Consider the following 15,375-nt stretch of genomic DNA (forward strand, 5'->3'; position numbering starts at 1 on the left):
AAATCACGACAGACCTCCATGATTCCCCGCTGGTTGCGGTCACTGGCGGCCGCTCCACTGGCCTTCGGCCTGGTGGCCGGTGGCCTGGAGGTGGGGACGGCGCCGGCGGCCCAGGCGTTCGTGCCCTACGTGTACATCCCTCGCCCCCAGGAACTGGAGGCGTCCGGCCTCGGCATCGCCCAGGCGGCCTCTCGCCTGCTGCGGCTGGGTCAGCCCGAGGATGCCGCCAAGCTGGCGGCCCTGACCGTGCAACTGCTGCCCGGTGACCCCCGGGGTTGGGTGCTGCTGGCGGAAGCCCAGTTGCGCAGCAACCAGCCCAAGGAGGCCTCCAAAGCGTTGGCGCGGGCCAAGCAGCTGGATCCCCGCAACCCGGGCATCCTGTTCGCCCAGGGCTCCCTGGCCCTGCGGGACGGCCAGCCGAAGCAGGCGCTTGGCTACCTGGAGCAGGGTCTCAAGCTGAACGGCAAGAACCCCGGGGCCCACTTCGACCTGGGCAACGCCCAGATTCTGCTCAACAACCCCACGGCCGCCCTCGGCTCCTTCGAGAAGGCCGCCTCCCTGCGCAAGGGCTTCTGGGAGGCGATCAACAACCAGGCCCTGGTGCTGTTCGAGCTGAGCCGCCCGCGCGAGGCGATCGAGCGCTGGCGTCAGGCCCTGCAGATCAAATCCAGCGCCTCCGAGCCCACCCTGGCCCTGGCCGCGGCCCTTAACGGCAGCGGCAACAACAACGAGGAAGCCCTGCGCTTGGCCAAGCGCGCCCTGGAGGGGGAACCCAGCTACGTCCTGGAGACGTACCAGAAGGAACAACTCTGGGGCAACAAGCTGCGGGCCGCCACCAAACGGCTGTTGGGCCGTCCCGAGCTCAAATCGGTGGTCGAACGTGCCCTGGCCAATGCCGGCAACGGCAGCCAGGAACCCGACGAATGAGGCTCTCTCAGGGGTTTTGGTGCCCGCAGCGAGATCTGTAGGCTGAGCCCCTTCCGCCCCTTGAGCCCGAACCCGGATGGCCGAGGAGCGCATCCAGCCCATCGCCCTGCATCACGAGATGCAGCGCTCCTACCTCGAGTACGCCATGAGCGTGATCGTGGGGCGGGCCCTGCCGGACGTGCGCGACGGCCTCAAACCGGTGCAGCGGCGCATTCTCTTCGCGATGCACGAGCTGGGGCTGACCCCGGATCGGCCCTACCGCAAGTGCGCCCGGGTCGTGGGCGATGTGCTGGGCAAGTACCACCCCCATGGCGACCAGGCGGTCTACGACGCCCTGGTGCGGCTGGTGCAGACCTTCGCCAGCCGCCATCCCCTGCTGGACGGCCACGGCAACTTCGGTTCGGTGGACGACGACCCGGCCGCCGCCATGCGCTACACGGAGACGCGGCTGGCACCGATCTCCCACGAGGGGCTGCTCGATGAGATCGGCAGCGACACCGTCGATTTCGCTCCCAACTTCGACGGCTCCCAACAGGAGCCCACGGTGCTGCCCGCCCAGCTGCCCTTCCTGCTGCTGAACGGCTGCTCGGGCATTGCCGTGGGCATGGCGACGAACATTCCCCCCCACAACCTCGGGGAAGTGGTGGACGCCGTGATCGCCCTGGTGCGCAACCCTGACCTCAGCGACGAGAAGCTGCTGGCCCTGGTGCCCGGCCCTGACTTCCCCACCGGCGGAGAGGTCCTCCTCGGCAGCGGCGTGCGCGACACCTATCTCAACGGCCGCGGCAGCATCCCCATGCGCGGGGTGGCCCACATCGAAGAGGTCCAACCCGGCAAGGGCCGCCACCGGCGCTCTGCCGTGGTGATCACCGAGCTGCCCTATCAGCTCAGCAAGGCGGGCTGGATCGAGAAACTGGCCGAGCAGGTGAACGACGGCAAGATCGGCGGGATCGCCGACATCCGCGATGAAAGCGATCGCGACGGCATGCGCGTGGTGGTGGAGCTGCGCCGGGATGCGGAAGCCGACAAGGTGCTGAGCGAACTGCAACGGCGCACGGCCCTGCAGAGCAACTTCGGCGCCATCCTGCTGGCCCTGGTGAATGGCAAGCCCCAGCAACTGAGCCTGCGCCAGCTGCTGGAGCAGTTCCTGGAGTACCGCGAACGCACCCTGATCCGCCGCACCAACCATGCCCTCAAGCGCGCCGAGGACCGACTGGAGGTGGTGGAGGGGCTGATCAAAGCCCTTGATTCCCTCCAGCGGGTGATCGAGCTGATCCAGGCGGCCAGCGACGCCGCCTCAGCCAAGGCCAGCCTGCAGGTGCACCTCGACCTCAGCGAACGGCAGGCGGAGGCCGTGCTGGCCATGCCCCTGCGCCGGCTCACAGGCCTGGAGCAGGACGGCCTTCGCAGCGAAGCCAAGGAGCTGCGGAACGAGCGCACGCGGCTGCGGGAACTGCTCGACAACCGCAGCAGCCTGCTCGAGGCGCTGGTGCATGAGCTCAAGGTGCTCAAGAAGCGCTTCAACACCCCCCGCCGCACCCGCCTGGTGGAGGGGGGCGATGCCCTGGTGGCCCTGCGGGCGGCGGCGGTGCGTCCCAACGCCGAACAACAACGCCAGCAGGCCTACGGAGCCCTGGCCAGCGATGGCCGGCTGCTGATCAGCAGCGATGGCCAGGTGCGGATCGTGGCCCCCCAGACCCTGGGACGACTGCACCTGGAGGAGCCCGTTGAGCTGGGGGAGCACCCGGCCCCGGCCCGACTGATCCTGCCGATTACCGGACAACCGAGCCTGCTGGCCTTAACCAGCGGTGGCCGGGTGGCCCTGCTGCGCTGGGAGTTTGCCGGTCAGCAACCCGGCAACCTGGAGAAGTTCCTCCCCGACAGCCTGGAGGGCGAACGGGTCGTGCAGGTGCTCCCCCTGGAGAGCGATCCAGCCCTCAGCCTGGGGCTGCTGAGCAGCGATGGCCGCTTCAAACGCCTGCCGATCAGCGAGTTCCAGGAGCTCTCCGGACGGGCCATCAGCGTGCTCAAACTCCGCGATGAGGTGGTCCTGCGGCGGGTGGTCTGCTGCAGGGAAGGGGACGACCTGATCGTGGCCAGCAGCACCGGACGGGTGCTGAAACTGGAGGTGAATGAGGCCAACCTGCCGGTGATGGGGCGCACGGCCCAGGGGCCCGTGCTGATGCGGCTGCTGCCGGGGGAAGCGGTGGTCGGAGCTGTGGCCGCTGGGGAGGGTGACGACGTGCTGCTGGCCAGCCGTGGCGGTCAGCTCAAGCGCCTGCGGGCCGCCGGCCTGCGCCGCTGCCAGCGCGGTGACCTCGGCCAGATCGGGATGCACTTCAAGGACCGCAGCGATCAGTTGGTCGACCTGCAGGGCCTGGGCTCTGCGGTGGTGAGTGTGCTGGTGGGCGACAAGCGCCACTTCCGCCTCCAGGCAGACCAGCTTGAATCCCAGGAGGCCAGTGGCAGCGGCCAGCTGTTCCCCCTGCCGGCGGGCGAGAGCGTTGAGGAGCTGGTTCCCCTGATCCGCTGAGCCGATCCCACGGATCCATCAGCCCAGACGAGCGGCCCCTCAGCCCAGCGAGCCATCGGGGCAGATCCTGGCAGCAAGCTGAGGCCTCAGACCGTGGCCGCGAGCCCGGTTGGTTCGAGCATCAATTTGCTGGAGCGCATCTCTTCCTCCATCTCGATCGGGTAGTGGCCATCGAAACAGGCCGTGCAGAAGTTGGCGGAGGCGGCATGGGCCGCTTCGACCATGCCCTCCTTGCTCAGGTAGGCCAGGGAATCCACCCCCAGATGGGCTTCGATCTGCTGGAGGGTGAGACGAGCCGCAATCAATTGGTCCTGGTTGTCGGTGTCAATGCCGTAGAAGCAGGGATGGGTGACCGGCGGTGAACTGATGCGCATGTGCACCTCGGTGGCCCCCGCATCGCGCAGGGCCGCCACCAATTTGCGGCTGGTGGTGCCACGCACGATCGAGTCGTCGATAACCACCACACGCTTGCCAGAGAGCACATCGGGCAGGGGATTGAGCTTGACCCGGATGCCCGCTTCGCGCATGGCCTGGGTGGGCTGGATGAAGGTGCGGCCCACGTAGCGGTTCTTGATCAGCCCATCGGCATAGGGGAGGCCGCTGTGCTTGGAATAACCGATGGCGGCAGGAATGCCTGAATCCGGCACCCCGATCACGATGTCAGCTTCGACGGCGGATTCCCGTGCCAGCACCTCACCGATGCGGTGGCGATAGCTGTAGAGCGATTCGCCAAAGAAGCGGCTGTCCGGGCGGGCGAAATAAATCATCTCGAACACGCACAGCTTCGTGGGCTGCTCGATCCAGCGGGCGCGCTCGGGTTCCGTTGCGCCGAAGCGGAACGCCACCAGTTCCCCGGGGGCCACCTCGTCGATGTAGGTGGCGCCGATGATGTCGAGGCCACAGGATTCACTGCTCACCACCCAGTGGCGTTCGTCGCCATCGCCGAAGACACCGAACACCAGCGGGCGGATGCCATGGCCATCGCGCAGGGCGAACAGACCCTCCGGGGTGCCGATCGCCAGACTGAAGGCGCCGTGGCAGCGGCCGACGGCGCAGCGGATCGCCGCCTCCCAGCCCAGGCCGCCGTTGACCGCCTCCTGGAGGGCGAAGGCGATCAACTCCGAATCGGTGGTGGAGGTGAGCTCGGCATCGGTGGCGGCGATCGCCGCCCGCAGCTCGCCGGCGTTGACGAGGTTGCCGTTGTGGGCCAGGGCGAAGGGTCCCAGGCGCGTCATCAGCACCACGGGCTGGGCATTGCAGACGCGACTGCTGCCGGTGGTGGAATAGCGGTTGTGTCCGATGGCCAGATCACCGGGCATGCGGGCGAGCACGTCCTGGTCGAACACCTGGCTCACCAGGCCCATGTCCTTGTGCAGGCGCACCTTGTCGCCGTTGAAGACGGCGATGCCGGCCGACTCCTGGCCGCGGTGCTGCAGGGCGTAGAGGCCGAAGTAGGTGAGGTTCGCCACCTGCTGGCCCGGGGCCAGCACGGCGAACACGCCGCAGGCCTCCTCGGGTTTATCAGGGCGCTCAGGCCGATCAGCGGTGCTCACCGATCCAAGGGGATGTTCGCTGAGCGACACAGGGCCTGGCGCCTTGAAGGGGTGATGAACAGTCTGCCTCAACTCCGGGCCCCGAGGCGGCGGGGCAGGGCCTGCTCATAGCGCTCGCGCAGGGACTCGATGGCGCTGGTGAGCAGTGGCTGATCCGCCCGGCTGACGGTGAGCTGCGGCTCGGCGCTCACCTGCCCCAGGCGCTGGGCCCAGGCCTGCTCCCCCAAGGCACCAGCACTCTCCAGGGCTACCTCCCAGGCAGCTGCCTGTGACGCCGGCACCGACACCAGGATTCGGGCGCCGCCCTCGGCAAACAGCAGACGATCGAGCCGAACCTCACCGGGAGGTACTTGCACCGTCGCCCCGAGGCCCGAGGCGATCGAAGCCTCCGCCAGGGCCACCGCCAGACCGCCGTCGGCCAGGTCGTGGGCGGAGACCACCAGGCCTGCGCTGATCGCCTGGCGCAGGAAAGCCTGCACCCGAACCTCCAACTCCAGATCGGTGTGCGGCGGCCGGCCGGTGGCCAGGCCGTGGATCCGCTCCAGGTAGCTGCTGCCTGACAGCGACAGGCGCTCCTCGACAGCGGCACTCTCCACAGAAGCCTCCAGGGGAACCCCCAGCAACCAGATCGCATCCCCCGGGGTTCGCCAGCCCAGACCGGTGACCTGGGCCAGGTCGTGCACCAGCCCCACCATGCCCACCACCGGGGTGGGGTGGATCGGCTGCATCCGTCCATCACTCAGGCGGATCTCGTTGTAGAGCGAGACGTTGCCGCCCGTGACCGGGGTGCCGAGGGTGCGGCAGGCCTCCGCCAGACCGCGGCAGGCCAGGGCCAGCTGCCAGTAGCCCCGGTCGGTGTCGGGGGAGGGAAAGTTGAGGTTGTCGGTGACCGCCAGGGGTTCGGCGCCCACGCAGCTGAGGTTGCGGGCCGCCTCGGCCACCGCCGCGATCGCCCCACGTTCGGGGTCGAGGGCCACCCAGCGGTTCGGGCAATCCACGGTGGCCGCCACCCCACGGGTGACCGCAGCGAGGGAACCGGCACCCTGCTGGGGCCTGAGGCGCACCACGGCGGCATCGGCGCCGCCCGGAAGCACCACGGTGTTGGCCTGCACCTGGTGGTCGTACTGGCGCCAGACCCAGCGCTTGCTGGCGATGGTGGGATCATCCAAAAGCTTCTCCAGCACAGCGTTCCAGGTCAGGGTTCCGCTGGGGGTGGCGATGCCAGCATCGGTGGCCTCGGGCAGCTCAGCTTCGCTCCAGCGCCAATGGGTCAGCAGGTCCGCCGGCGGTTCACTGATCAGCTCGTGGCGGTTGATCGGGGTGTCATCGGCCAGGGCATGGGCGGGAACTTCAGCGGCCACCTGCCCGTGCTGCAGCACCCGCACGATCGGCTCCGCCAGCACCCTTCCCACCACGGCGGCCTGGAGCCCCCAGCGGCGGAAGCGTTCCATCAGCGGCTGCTCCCGCCCGGCCCTGACCACGAACAGCATGCGCTCCTGGGATTCCGAGAGCAGGTACTCGTAGGCGGTCATGCCGGCTTCGCGGGCGGGCACCAAATCGAGATCCAGCTCGATGCCCACGCCGCCCTTGGCGGCCATCTCCGAGCAGCTGCAGGTGAGTCCGGCGGCCCCCATGTCCTGGGCGGCCACCACATCGCCGCTCTGGAAGGCCTCCAGACAGGCCTCGATCAGTCCCTTCTCCAGAAACGGATCCCCCACCTGCACGGCGGGGCGATCGTCGAGGGAGGCCGCGCTGAGTTCTGCCGAGGCAAAGCTCGCACCGCCCATGCCATCGCGGCCGGTGGTGCTGCCCACGTAGACCACCGGATTGCCCACCCCCTCGGCGCCGGAGCGCACGATCTCCGGCGTTTCCATCAGCCCCAGGGCCATGGCGTTCACCAATGGGTTACCGCTGTAGCTGGGGTCGAAGGCCACCTCACCGCCCACGGTGGGCACCCCCACGCAGTTGCCGTAGTGGGCGATGCCGGCCACCACACCTTCCATCAGGCCCACGTTGCGCTCGTCTTCCAATGGGCCGAAGCGCAGGGCGTTGAGCAGGGCAATCGGCCGCGCCCCCATGGTGAAGATGTCCCGCAGGATGCCGCCCACACCCGTGGCCGCCCCCTGGAAGGGCTCCACGGCCGAGGGGTGGTTGTGGCTCTCGATCTTGAAGGCCAGGTGCTGACCTTCGCCAAGATCCACCACACCGGCGTTTTCACCCGGGCCCACCAGGATGCGCGGCCCCTCGGTGGGAAAGCCCTGCAGCAGTGGCCGTGAGTTGCGGTAACAGCAGTGCTCCGACCACATCACCCCGAACATGCCCAGCTCAGCCCGGTTCGGGGCCCGGCCCAGGCGCCGAACGATCTCGTCGTAATCGGCCTGGCTCAGGCCCTCCTTGCGCAGCGCATCGGCGACCGAAAAGGAGGAGCTGGCAACCACGGAGCGGAGGCAAGAGAGCGCCAGTCTGGCTGAGGGGAGTCACTCAGATCCAGGGATCCTCCTCAGATCCGGGGTCACGGGGTTGCCGGCGCCGGCTGGCGGCCTGACGGGGCGGAGACTCCTGATCCTCCGGGCGCTGCTGCTCCCAGCGCTCCTCGGGGTCCATGGCTTCCCAGGGCTCCCGCTCCTCGAAGGAGACCTGGCGCTCCTCCCGCTCGCCCCTCGGGTTCTCCTCCCACGGGGGCTCCTCCAACCAACCCTCCAGCCGATCCTCGAAGCGATCCCCCACCTGCTGGAACTGGTCCCGCAGCCGGGCCGTCTCCTGGCCCACCTGCTCCCGCCAGCGGCGGGAGCGCTGCAGGAATTCCTGGCGCAGGCTGGCCTTGGCCAGGGGTAGATCATCCAGGCCAGCCACGGCGGTCACCACCTGGCCGGGCTGCTGGTCGAGGATGCGATCCGGGGACAGGCGCCAGCGGCTGCTGCCGGGCAGCCGGGGATCACTGCGGGCCACCAGGTAATGGAGGATCCGGCCCGTTCGCAGCTCCACCGCCAGGTCCACCAGGGTGCCGATCGGCTCTGCGGAACGGTTCACTAACACCGCCTCCAGGAGCGTGGGCAGACGGGCCAGGGTGTCGGGCTCCGTTTCCGCCGGATCCCCCTGCACCAGGGCCTCCTGCTCCCCCAGGCCCCGCAACTGATCCAGACGCCAAACCAGCGGCCGGGAGCCAAAACCGGCCGGTTTGCTCACCCAGCCCAGCAGACGGTGGACCGGCGGATGCATCCAGCCCTGCTGGCCGGCGCCGCGATCGAGACCCTGGTCGCAGCGAACCCGCAGCCGCAGCAGGTCACTGAGCAACAGGTGCTCCGGCAGGGCCACGGGCTCAGGTCCGAATCTGAATGGGCATCACCAGGTAGGTGAAGCCCCCATCCTCCACCGGCGCCAGCACGGCCGGAGTGGTGGGGGCGTTGCAGCGCAGCTCCACCCGCTCGGCGACCATCGCCTTGAGGCCATCGAGCACATAGCGCACGTTGAAGGCGATCTGGATCGGTTCACCGCTGATCGAGGCCGCCAGGGCCTCCGAACCGCTGCCGACGTCCTGGGCATCGGCGCTGATCGCGAGCTGGCCGTTGGCTGGATCACTGCTGAGCTTGACCACGTTGTTGTGCTGGTCCGCCAGCACCGCCACCCGTTCGAGGGCAGCGATCAGACCGCGGCGGTCCAGCTCCAGCACCCGGTTGAAGCTGTCGGGGATGAGCTGGCGGTAGTTGGGATAGGTGCCGTCGAGGCTGCGGCTGGTGACCACCTGGTCACCCCAGAGGAACACCACCTGACCTCGGTCGCAGAAGAGGTTGACCGGCTCGGCCGCCGGGCGTGCCGACAGCAGCCGCTCCAGTTCGCGCAGGGAGCGGGCCGGCACGGTGACGGCGAAGGGCTCCCCTTCTCCCGGCTCGCTGGCGCCCCCGGGCAGGGCGTTGGCCAGCCGCAGCACGGAGAGCCGGTGGCCATCGGTGGCGGCGAACTCCAGATCCTGGCCCTCCAGGCTCAGATGCACACCGGTGAGCAGCTGCTTGGCCTCATCACCGCTGCTGGCGAACAGGGTGGCCCGCAGGCCCCTCACCAGGGCCTCGGCCTCCAGGCGGATCGGCACGCCGGTCTGGAGCAGGGGCAGATCGGGGAAGTCTTCCGCCGCCAGGCCGCGCAACTGGTAGCTGCCGGAGAGGCTGGTGAGCTCCACCTGCTCGCTCTCCTCAGGGCTGTGCAGGGTGATCGGGCTCTCACTGGACTGGCGCGAGACGATTTCACCGAACAGGCGCGCCGGCAGGGTGATCGCACCGCTGGCCTCCACCGATGCCGCCAGGCTGGTCTGGATGCCAAGGCTGAGATCGAAGCCGGTGAGGCTCAAGCGACCGGTGCCCGCATCGGCCGTCAGCAACACATTGGCCAGCACGGGGTGGTTAGGACGGGCGGTGACAGCCCGGCTCACCAGCTGGAGACTGGCATTCAGTTCGGCCTGGGAACAGACCAGCTTCATCGACGCAGACCCGGGCTTGAAACGATGGATGGCCCATCGGGCGACACCAAGCTTCCACAAGGCGGTCGGATCCGCAACGGCCCGATCGGGAGTCCGTACCAAGATCGACCTGGAACCGACCGGTTGGGTTCGGCCCGACGGATCAAGAAAGGATTGATTTCTTGAATCAATAAAACCTCGTAGTCGTAGGGCCTGTGGAAATCGTGGAAAACAGTGCAAAGGGCCTGCAAGAGAATGGATGAGCGCTCAGATCCCTTGGGGAGAGTGAGCGCGAATGAATCGATTTCGAGCTGTTTTCCACTCTTTCCCCCGACTGGGGAAAAACAATGACCATCCATGACCCGGCTGAGCCCGTCGTTTTCCATGGAACGCCAGCGCTTTTCCTCAGCCCCAGGTCGACCTGTTGGGGACCAGTTCCTGAAATGACCCGGCTCTGATCGGGATCAGAAGCCCATCACCTTCGCCACCGTGGCCACGTCGGGGGACAGATCGGGGTGGAAGGTGGCGTCATTGTTCTCGATCGCGCAGTTGGGATCTTTCAGGCCGTTTCCGGTGAGCACGCAGACCACCGTGGCTCCGGCGGGCACCGCCTCGGCCTGTTGCAGCAGCCCCGCCACCGAGGCGGCGCTGGCAGGTTCACAGAACACCCCCTCCTGGCTTCCCAGCAGCTTGTAGGCGCTCACAATCTCGGCGTCGGTGACGGCATGGAAGGCGCCTCCGCTCTCGCTGCGCACCTTGAGGGCCTTTTCACGGTTGGCCGGGTTGCCGATGCGGATCGCCGTGGCGATGGTGTCCGGCTGCTCAACCGTGTGGCCCAGCACCAGGGGGGCGGAACCACTGGCCTGAAAGCCCATCATCTTGGGCAGCTTGCGGCTCAGGCCCGCCTGGCGGTATTCCTGGAAGCCCATCCAGTAGGCGCTGATGTTGCCGGCGTTGCCCATGGGGATGCAGAGCCAGTCGGGGGCGTCACCGAGGGCATCCACCACCTCGAAAGCGGCCGTCTTCTGGCCCTGCAGGCGGTAGGGATTGAGGGAATTCACCAGGGTGACCGGATAGCGCTCGGCCACCTCGCGCACGATCGTCAGGGCCTGGTCGAAGTTGCCGCGCACCGCCAGCACCTCGGCGCCGTAGAGCAGGGCCTGGGCGAGTTTGCCCTGGGCCACGTAGCCGTCGGGGATGAGCACGAAGGCGCGCATGCCGGCCCGGCGGGCATAGGCGGCGGCGGCGGCGGAGGTGTTGCCGGTGCTGGCGCAGATCACTGCGCTCGAGCCCGCCTCCTTGGCCTTGCTGATCGCCATCGTCATGCCCCGGTCCTTGAAGCTGCCGGTGGGGTTGAGACCGTCGTATTTGAGGAACACCCTCACGCCCCGGCCGATGCGTTCGGCCACGGCGGGGGCCGGAATCAATGGCGTGCCCCCTTCCCGCAGCGTGATCACCGGGGTGCGCTCCGAGACCGGCAACCAGCGCCGGTAGCCCTCGATCAGCCCTGGCCAGTCTTGGAAGGCCGGCTTTCTGCCCAGGTTCCGCAGGGAGTCAAGCAGCGGCACAGCAGCAGAAGGGGGCTCTGGCGAATCTACGTGTCAGGGGCGTGGTCCTGATTCAGGAGGAACCCTTGGGGTTGCTGGTGGATTTCAGACCATCGAGGGGCGATTCCGAGAAGAAGCGCACCAGCTCGGCGATCGAACTGGCTTTGCTCATGGTGCCCATCAGGGCGGGAAGGCTGATCGCCAGATCGTCGTTGGGGTAGGCCCGCAGGAAACCCACGGCCGAGAGGCTGTCGTTGTTGCCGTTGAGGCCGAGGATGGTGGCGGCCCGAAGGGCGGGAACGGCCACGCCTTTGGCGTTCAGGGGGTAGACGATCACGGCCACCCGGCTGAGCACCGCTTCACCGATGCGGGTGTTGAGCAGGCGGCTGGTGAGCTCCAGGGGCAGGCTGATCTGCTGGTTGAGCAGCTTGGCCACGTCCTGGGGCTTTTGCTTGCCCAGCCGCAGCAGGTCTGCCAGCAGCCCCTGGGCCTGGCCGGACTTGGCCAGCAATTCCAGGTCAGCCACGGGAATGGAGCGCCGGAAGGCACCGCTCACGAACACCACCTGCTCGGCGGCCAGGGCGCCCTGGGGGATGGCGGTCAGGGCCAGACCCAGCAGGGCGGACGTGAACAGGCGGGGCTGTCGCAAGGTGAGACTCCAATCGTTCAAGAACTCTAGGAGGCGCCCTTCAGGGGGCGACGACGGCGCTGCGGGTTTCCGTTGTCACGAGCACATCCCGCAGCAAGCGAACCACCCCACGCTCGGCCAGGCGACGGGCCAGCTCCAGCCCCATCTGCCGCAGGTCGGGTTCCCGCAGCAGCCGGGGCAGGCGACTGAGCAGGAGTTGGGGGTCGAACCCAGGCAGTTCGCGCAGGATCGCCACCAGCCGCGCCACGGGCTCGAGCGACAGCAGTTCCAGGTCCTTGTTGCTGATTGGGTCGAGGCCCCGCAGACCGGGTGGCTGCAGCCGCCTGGGCAGCCGCTGACCCAGCCGTTGGACGGTCTGCCAGCCGATGGCATCCATCTGATCCACCGCAGCCTCCACCAGTTGCTCCCGCAGCATCCCGCCGCCGGGGGAGAACAGGAAATCCAGCACCTGATCGAGGAGGCCCTCGAGGTCGAGCTGATCCTGCAGGGAGGCGCTGGTGATCAGGTTGTCCAGCCGTTGCCAGCGGAACTGATCGCCGTCAAAGAGCATGTCCCGCAGGCTCTCGCGCAGCTCGGGATCGGGATCCTCCATCAGCCGGCGGGCGAAGTAGGGGTAGGCGGCCCCGAGAATCTTGAAGCTCGGATCGACGCTCAGGGCAATCCCCTCGAGGGTGACGAGCGAACGGATGATCAGGGCGTAATAGGGCGGCACCTGGAACGGGAAGCGATACATCACCCCGGAGAGATCGTCGGTGACGGCCTTGAAATCCATCCGGCTCACGCCCTGCTCGATCGCCTGGCCGAACACCTTTTCAAAGGCGGGCACGATCGGCTCGAGATCCACGGTTTCGGCCAGGAAGCCGAGTTGCACGAAATCGTGGGAAAGGGCAGGGAAGTTGCGGTTGACCAGGTGCACCACCGCCTGGATCAGGCCCGTGCGTGAGCTGCGGCTCACCTCGCTCATCATTCCGAAATCCAGGTAGGCGAGCCGGCCGTCCGCCAGGGCCAGCAGGTTGCCCGGGTGGGGATCGGCATGGAAGAAGCCGTGCTCCAGCAACTGCTGCAGGCTGCAGTTCACGCCCACCTGCACCATGTCGTCGGGATCGAAACCGAGGGCCTTGACCGCCGCCAGGTTGGTGAGCTTCACGCCGTCGATCCAGTCCATCGTCAGCACCCGACGGCTGGTGGCCCCGTGATGGATGGCCGGCACCGCAATGCGGCGGTTGTGGCGGTGCAGCGCCGCGAAGCGTTCGGCGTTGGCGGCCTCGTTGAGGTAGTCCATCTCCTCGAACACCCGCTGACCCAGTTCGTCGATCAGGGCCACCAGATCGCTGCGGATCAGCCCCACGTTGCGGTTGATCCAGGCGGCGATCAGGCGCACGATGTAGAGGTCAAGGGTGATCTGCTCGCGCAGACCCGGCCGCTGCACCTTCACGGCCACCGGAACGCCACCCTTGAGCACGCCCTTGTGCACCTGCCCCAGGGAGGCGGCGGAGATCGGCTCACGGTCGAGCTGCTCGTAGATCGCCTCCACCGGCTGTCCCAGGTCTTCTTCGATGCAGGCCATCGCCAGGGCTGAATCGAAGCCCGGCAGTTGGTCCTGCAGCAAGGCCAGCTCCTCCAGCAGCAGCGGCGGCACGACATCGGGCCGGGTGGAGAGGGCCTGACCGGCCTTGATGAACGCCGGCCCCAGCTGCACCAGCAGATCGGCGCATTCCTTGGCCCGGGCCCGGGCCCGCTCGGCATTGGCCAGCAGGCCGGTGGACCAGTCAAAGCCGACCCCCAGCAGATAGAGGCCGATGGGCACCAGCGTCTGCCACAGGCGGCGCAGCAGCCGCTGCGGATGGCCGGCGTAGATGCGGCGGATCGCGGCCGGGTCGTAGCTGAGCAGACCGGCAGCTTCGATGAAATCGCCGGTCGCACCGACCATGCCGCTGGAATCGCTGCACCCCTTCTAAACGAATCCGACAGCCGCTACGGTCGGACCAATGACCGGAGGCCGGCGTGCTCACGGGTCTGCGGCTGCACCAGATTGCCTTGATCGAGGCGCTCGAACTCAGTTTCGAGCGGGGTTTCACGGTGCTCACCGGCGAAACCGGCGCCGGTAAGTCGATTCTGCTCGATGCCCTCGATGCCCTGCTCGGCGGCGGCCAGGGCAGCGCCGGAGTGCGGCTGCTGCGGCCGGGGAGCGAGCGCAGCACGATCGAGGCCAGTTTCAGCCTCAACCCGCCGCTGCTCGATTGGCTCCAGGAGCAGCAGCTGGACACGGCTGAGGAGGAGCTGGTGATCACTCGCGAGTGGCGCCGCCTGGAGGAACGCATCAACAGCCGCAGCCGCGTCAACGGTGTGGTCGTCAGCCGTGCCCAGTTGCTGGAGCTGCGGCCGCTGCTGCTGGAGCTCACGGTTCAGGGTCAGACCCAGCAGCTGGCCCGGCCCGGGCAGCAGCGCCGCTGGCTTGATCGTTTTGGTGGCGATTCCTTGCTGGCGGGCCTGGAGCCGGCCCGCAGTGCCCAGCGGCTCTGGAAACAGGCGGAGGCCGCCCTGGAGCGGGCCCGCGGCGACCGCGAGCGGCTGGAGCAGGAGCGCCAGGGGCGCCAGCAGTTGCTGGATGAATGGGAGGCGGCGCGGCTGGAGGATCCCTTCGAGCGCCAGGCCCTCGAAGCCGACCAGGACCGACTCGTGCACGGGGTGCGTCTCCAGGACGGGGTGATGACCCTGATCGGCCGCCTGCAGGAGGGAGCCGACGGGGCCCCTTCAGTGCTTGATCACCTGGCGGCCTGCGAGCAGGAGCTGCAGGCGATGGCGGTGCTCGATGGAACGTTGCAGCCCCAGCTGCTCGCCATTGGGGAAGCCCTGGCCCAGGTTCAGGATCTGGCGCGCGACCTCGACCGCTACGGCGCCGGACTGGAGAGCGACCCTGAAACCCTGGCCACGCTCCAGGACCGCATCGCCCAGCTGCGCAGCCTGGAGCGGCGCCATGGCCTCGATCTGAGCGAGCTGATCGCCGAGCGGGACCGGCTGCGGGAGTTGCTGGGCCCTGGTGGGGCCGCGGCCTCCCTGGCGGAGCTGGAGCGCTCGGAAGCGCAGGCTCGCCAGATACGTGAACGCGTGCACGGGCAGCTCAGTGCCCTTCGGCGTCAGGCGGCCGCCCAGCTGCAGGACCAGCTGATGGAGGCGCTGCGGCCCATGGGCCTGGCCAACGTGCGCTTCGCCGTGGCGGTGGATCCTGCCCCCGCCAGTGAGGACGGATCCGATGCGGTGCAGTTTCTGTTTTCCGCCAACCCGGGCCAACCGCTGGCCCCCCTGGCGGAGGTGGCCTCCGGCGGCGAGATGAGCCGTTTCCTGCTGGCCCTCAAGACCTGCCTGGCGGCTAGCGATCCCCACGTCACCCTGCTGTTCGATGAAATCGATGCCGGCGTGAGCGGGCGTGTGAGCGGCGCCATGGCCCAGCTGCTCCACCGCCTGGCCGAGCGGCGACAGGTGTTCTGCGTCACCCACCAGCCGCTGGTGGCCGCCGCCGCCGACCACCACTTCCGTGTCAGCAAGGAGGTGCAGGGCGGCCTCACGCTCACGGGAGTGTCCCAGCTGCGGGACACTCAGGAGCGCCAGCGGGAGCTGGCGGAACTGGCAGGGGGCGACAGCGGTGAGGCCCACAGCTACGCCGCCAGCCTGCTGGAGAAGCGGGTGGCCTGATCCAACCCTTGCCGGTGCCTCCG

General features: G+C 68.2%; 10 protein-coding genes. 3 read left to right on the plus strand and 7 right to left on the minus strand.

The genetic code is table 11. The features are described from left to right. Positions 1 to 18: 18 nt before the first annotated feature. Both KBZ13_RS11505 and KBZ13_RS11510 read left to right on the plus strand, forming a co-directional pair. Positions 19 to 927 carry a tetratricopeptide repeat protein gene (locus KBZ13_RS11505; RefSeq protein ID WP_255009286.1) on the plus strand — a complete coding sequence of 303 codons (909 nt, stop codon included), beginning with the start codon at positions 19 to 21 and terminating at the stop codon, positions 925 to 927. A 76-nt stretch (positions 928 to 1,003) separates the two neighbouring features. Further along, entirely contained in the window at positions 1,004 to 3,460 is a 2,457-nt protein-coding gene (locus tag KBZ13_RS11510; RefSeq protein WP_255009287.1) for a DNA topoisomerase (ATP-hydrolyzing) subunit A, read from the plus strand. A gap of 86 nt (positions 3,461 to 3,546) precedes the next feature. On the opposite strand, the gene purF is transcribed toward KBZ13_RS11510, so the two are convergent. The 7 genes from purF to KBZ13_RS11545 form a co-directional block, all read right to left on the minus strand. After that, positions 3,547 to 5,013 (minus strand): amidophosphoribosyltransferase, encoded by a 1,467-nt coding sequence (purF, locus tag KBZ13_RS11515; protein WP_255009289.1) that lies wholly within the window; start codon positions 5,011 to 5,013, stop codon positions 3,547 to 3,549. Positions 5,014 to 5,081: 68 nt separating this feature from the next. Next, a complete protein-coding gene (gene purL, locus KBZ13_RS11520; protein ID WP_255009291.1) occupies positions 5,082 to 7,451 on the minus strand; it encodes a phosphoribosylformylglycinamidine synthase subunit PurL in 2,370 nt (789 codons plus the stop codon). 43 nt (positions 7,452 to 7,494) lie between these two features. Continuing rightward, the gene (locus KBZ13_RS11525) at positions 7,495 to 8,328 is read right to left on the minus strand and encodes an RNA methyltransferase (RefSeq protein WP_255009292.1); all 834 of its coding nucleotides are present in this window, start codon (positions 8,326 to 8,328) and stop codon (positions 7,495 to 7,497) included. A gap of 4 nt (positions 8,329 to 8,332) precedes the next feature. Beyond that, positions 8,333 to 9,484 (minus strand): DNA polymerase III subunit beta, encoded by a 1,152-nt coding sequence (gene dnaN, locus KBZ13_RS11530; protein WP_255009294.1) that lies wholly within the window; start codon positions 9,482 to 9,484, stop codon positions 8,333 to 8,335. Between the two features lie 443 nt (positions 9,485 to 9,927). Further along, positions 9,928 to 11,031 (minus strand): threonine synthase, encoded by a 1,104-nt coding sequence (gene thrC / locus KBZ13_RS11535; protein WP_255009295.1) that lies wholly within the window; start codon positions 11,029 to 11,031, stop codon positions 9,928 to 9,930. Between the two features lie 52 nt (positions 11,032 to 11,083). After that, complete coding sequence (locus KBZ13_RS11540; protein ID WP_255009296.1) at positions 11,084 to 11,659, minus strand: alpha/beta hydrolase; 576 nt, start codon at positions 11,657 to 11,659, stop codon at positions 11,084 to 11,086. Positions 11,660 to 11,699: 40 nt separating this feature from the next. Further along, entirely contained in the window at positions 11,700 to 13,589 is a 1,890-nt protein-coding gene (locus KBZ13_RS11545; protein WP_255009298.1) for an ABC1 kinase family protein, read from the minus strand. Positions 13,590 to 13,663: 74 nt separating this feature from the next. On the opposite strand from KBZ13_RS11545, the gene recN reads away from it, so the two are divergent. Then, positions 13,664 to 15,352, plus strand: coding sequence for a DNA repair protein RecN (gene recN / locus KBZ13_RS11550; protein WP_255009299.1), 1,689 nt, complete (start codon positions 13,664 to 13,666; stop codon positions 15,350 to 15,352). Positions 15,353 to 15,375 lie beyond the last annotated feature (23 nt).

This window comes from Cyanobium sp. ATX 6F1 (assembly GCF_024346315.1).
Taxonomy (GTDB): Bacteria; Cyanobacteriota; Cyanobacteriia; order PCC-6307; family Cyanobiaceae; genus ATX-6F1.

Coding starts and splice junctions, on each gene's coding strand:
- KBZ13_RS11505 (WP_255009286.1), top strand. CDS start 19: ATGATTCCCCGCTGGTTGCGGTCACTGGCGGCCGCTCCACTGGCCTTC.
- KBZ13_RS11510 (WP_255009287.1), top strand. CDS start 1,004: ATGGCCGAGGAGCGCATCCAGCCCATCGCCCTGCATCACGAGATGCAG.
- dnaN (WP_255009294.1), bottom strand. CDS start 9,484: ATGAAGCTGGTCTGTTCCCAGGCCGAACTGAATGCCAGTCTCCAGCTG.
- KBZ13_RS11545 (WP_255009298.1), bottom strand. CDS start 13,589: ATGGTCGGTGCGACCGGCGATTTCATCGAAGCTGCCGGTCTGCTCAGC.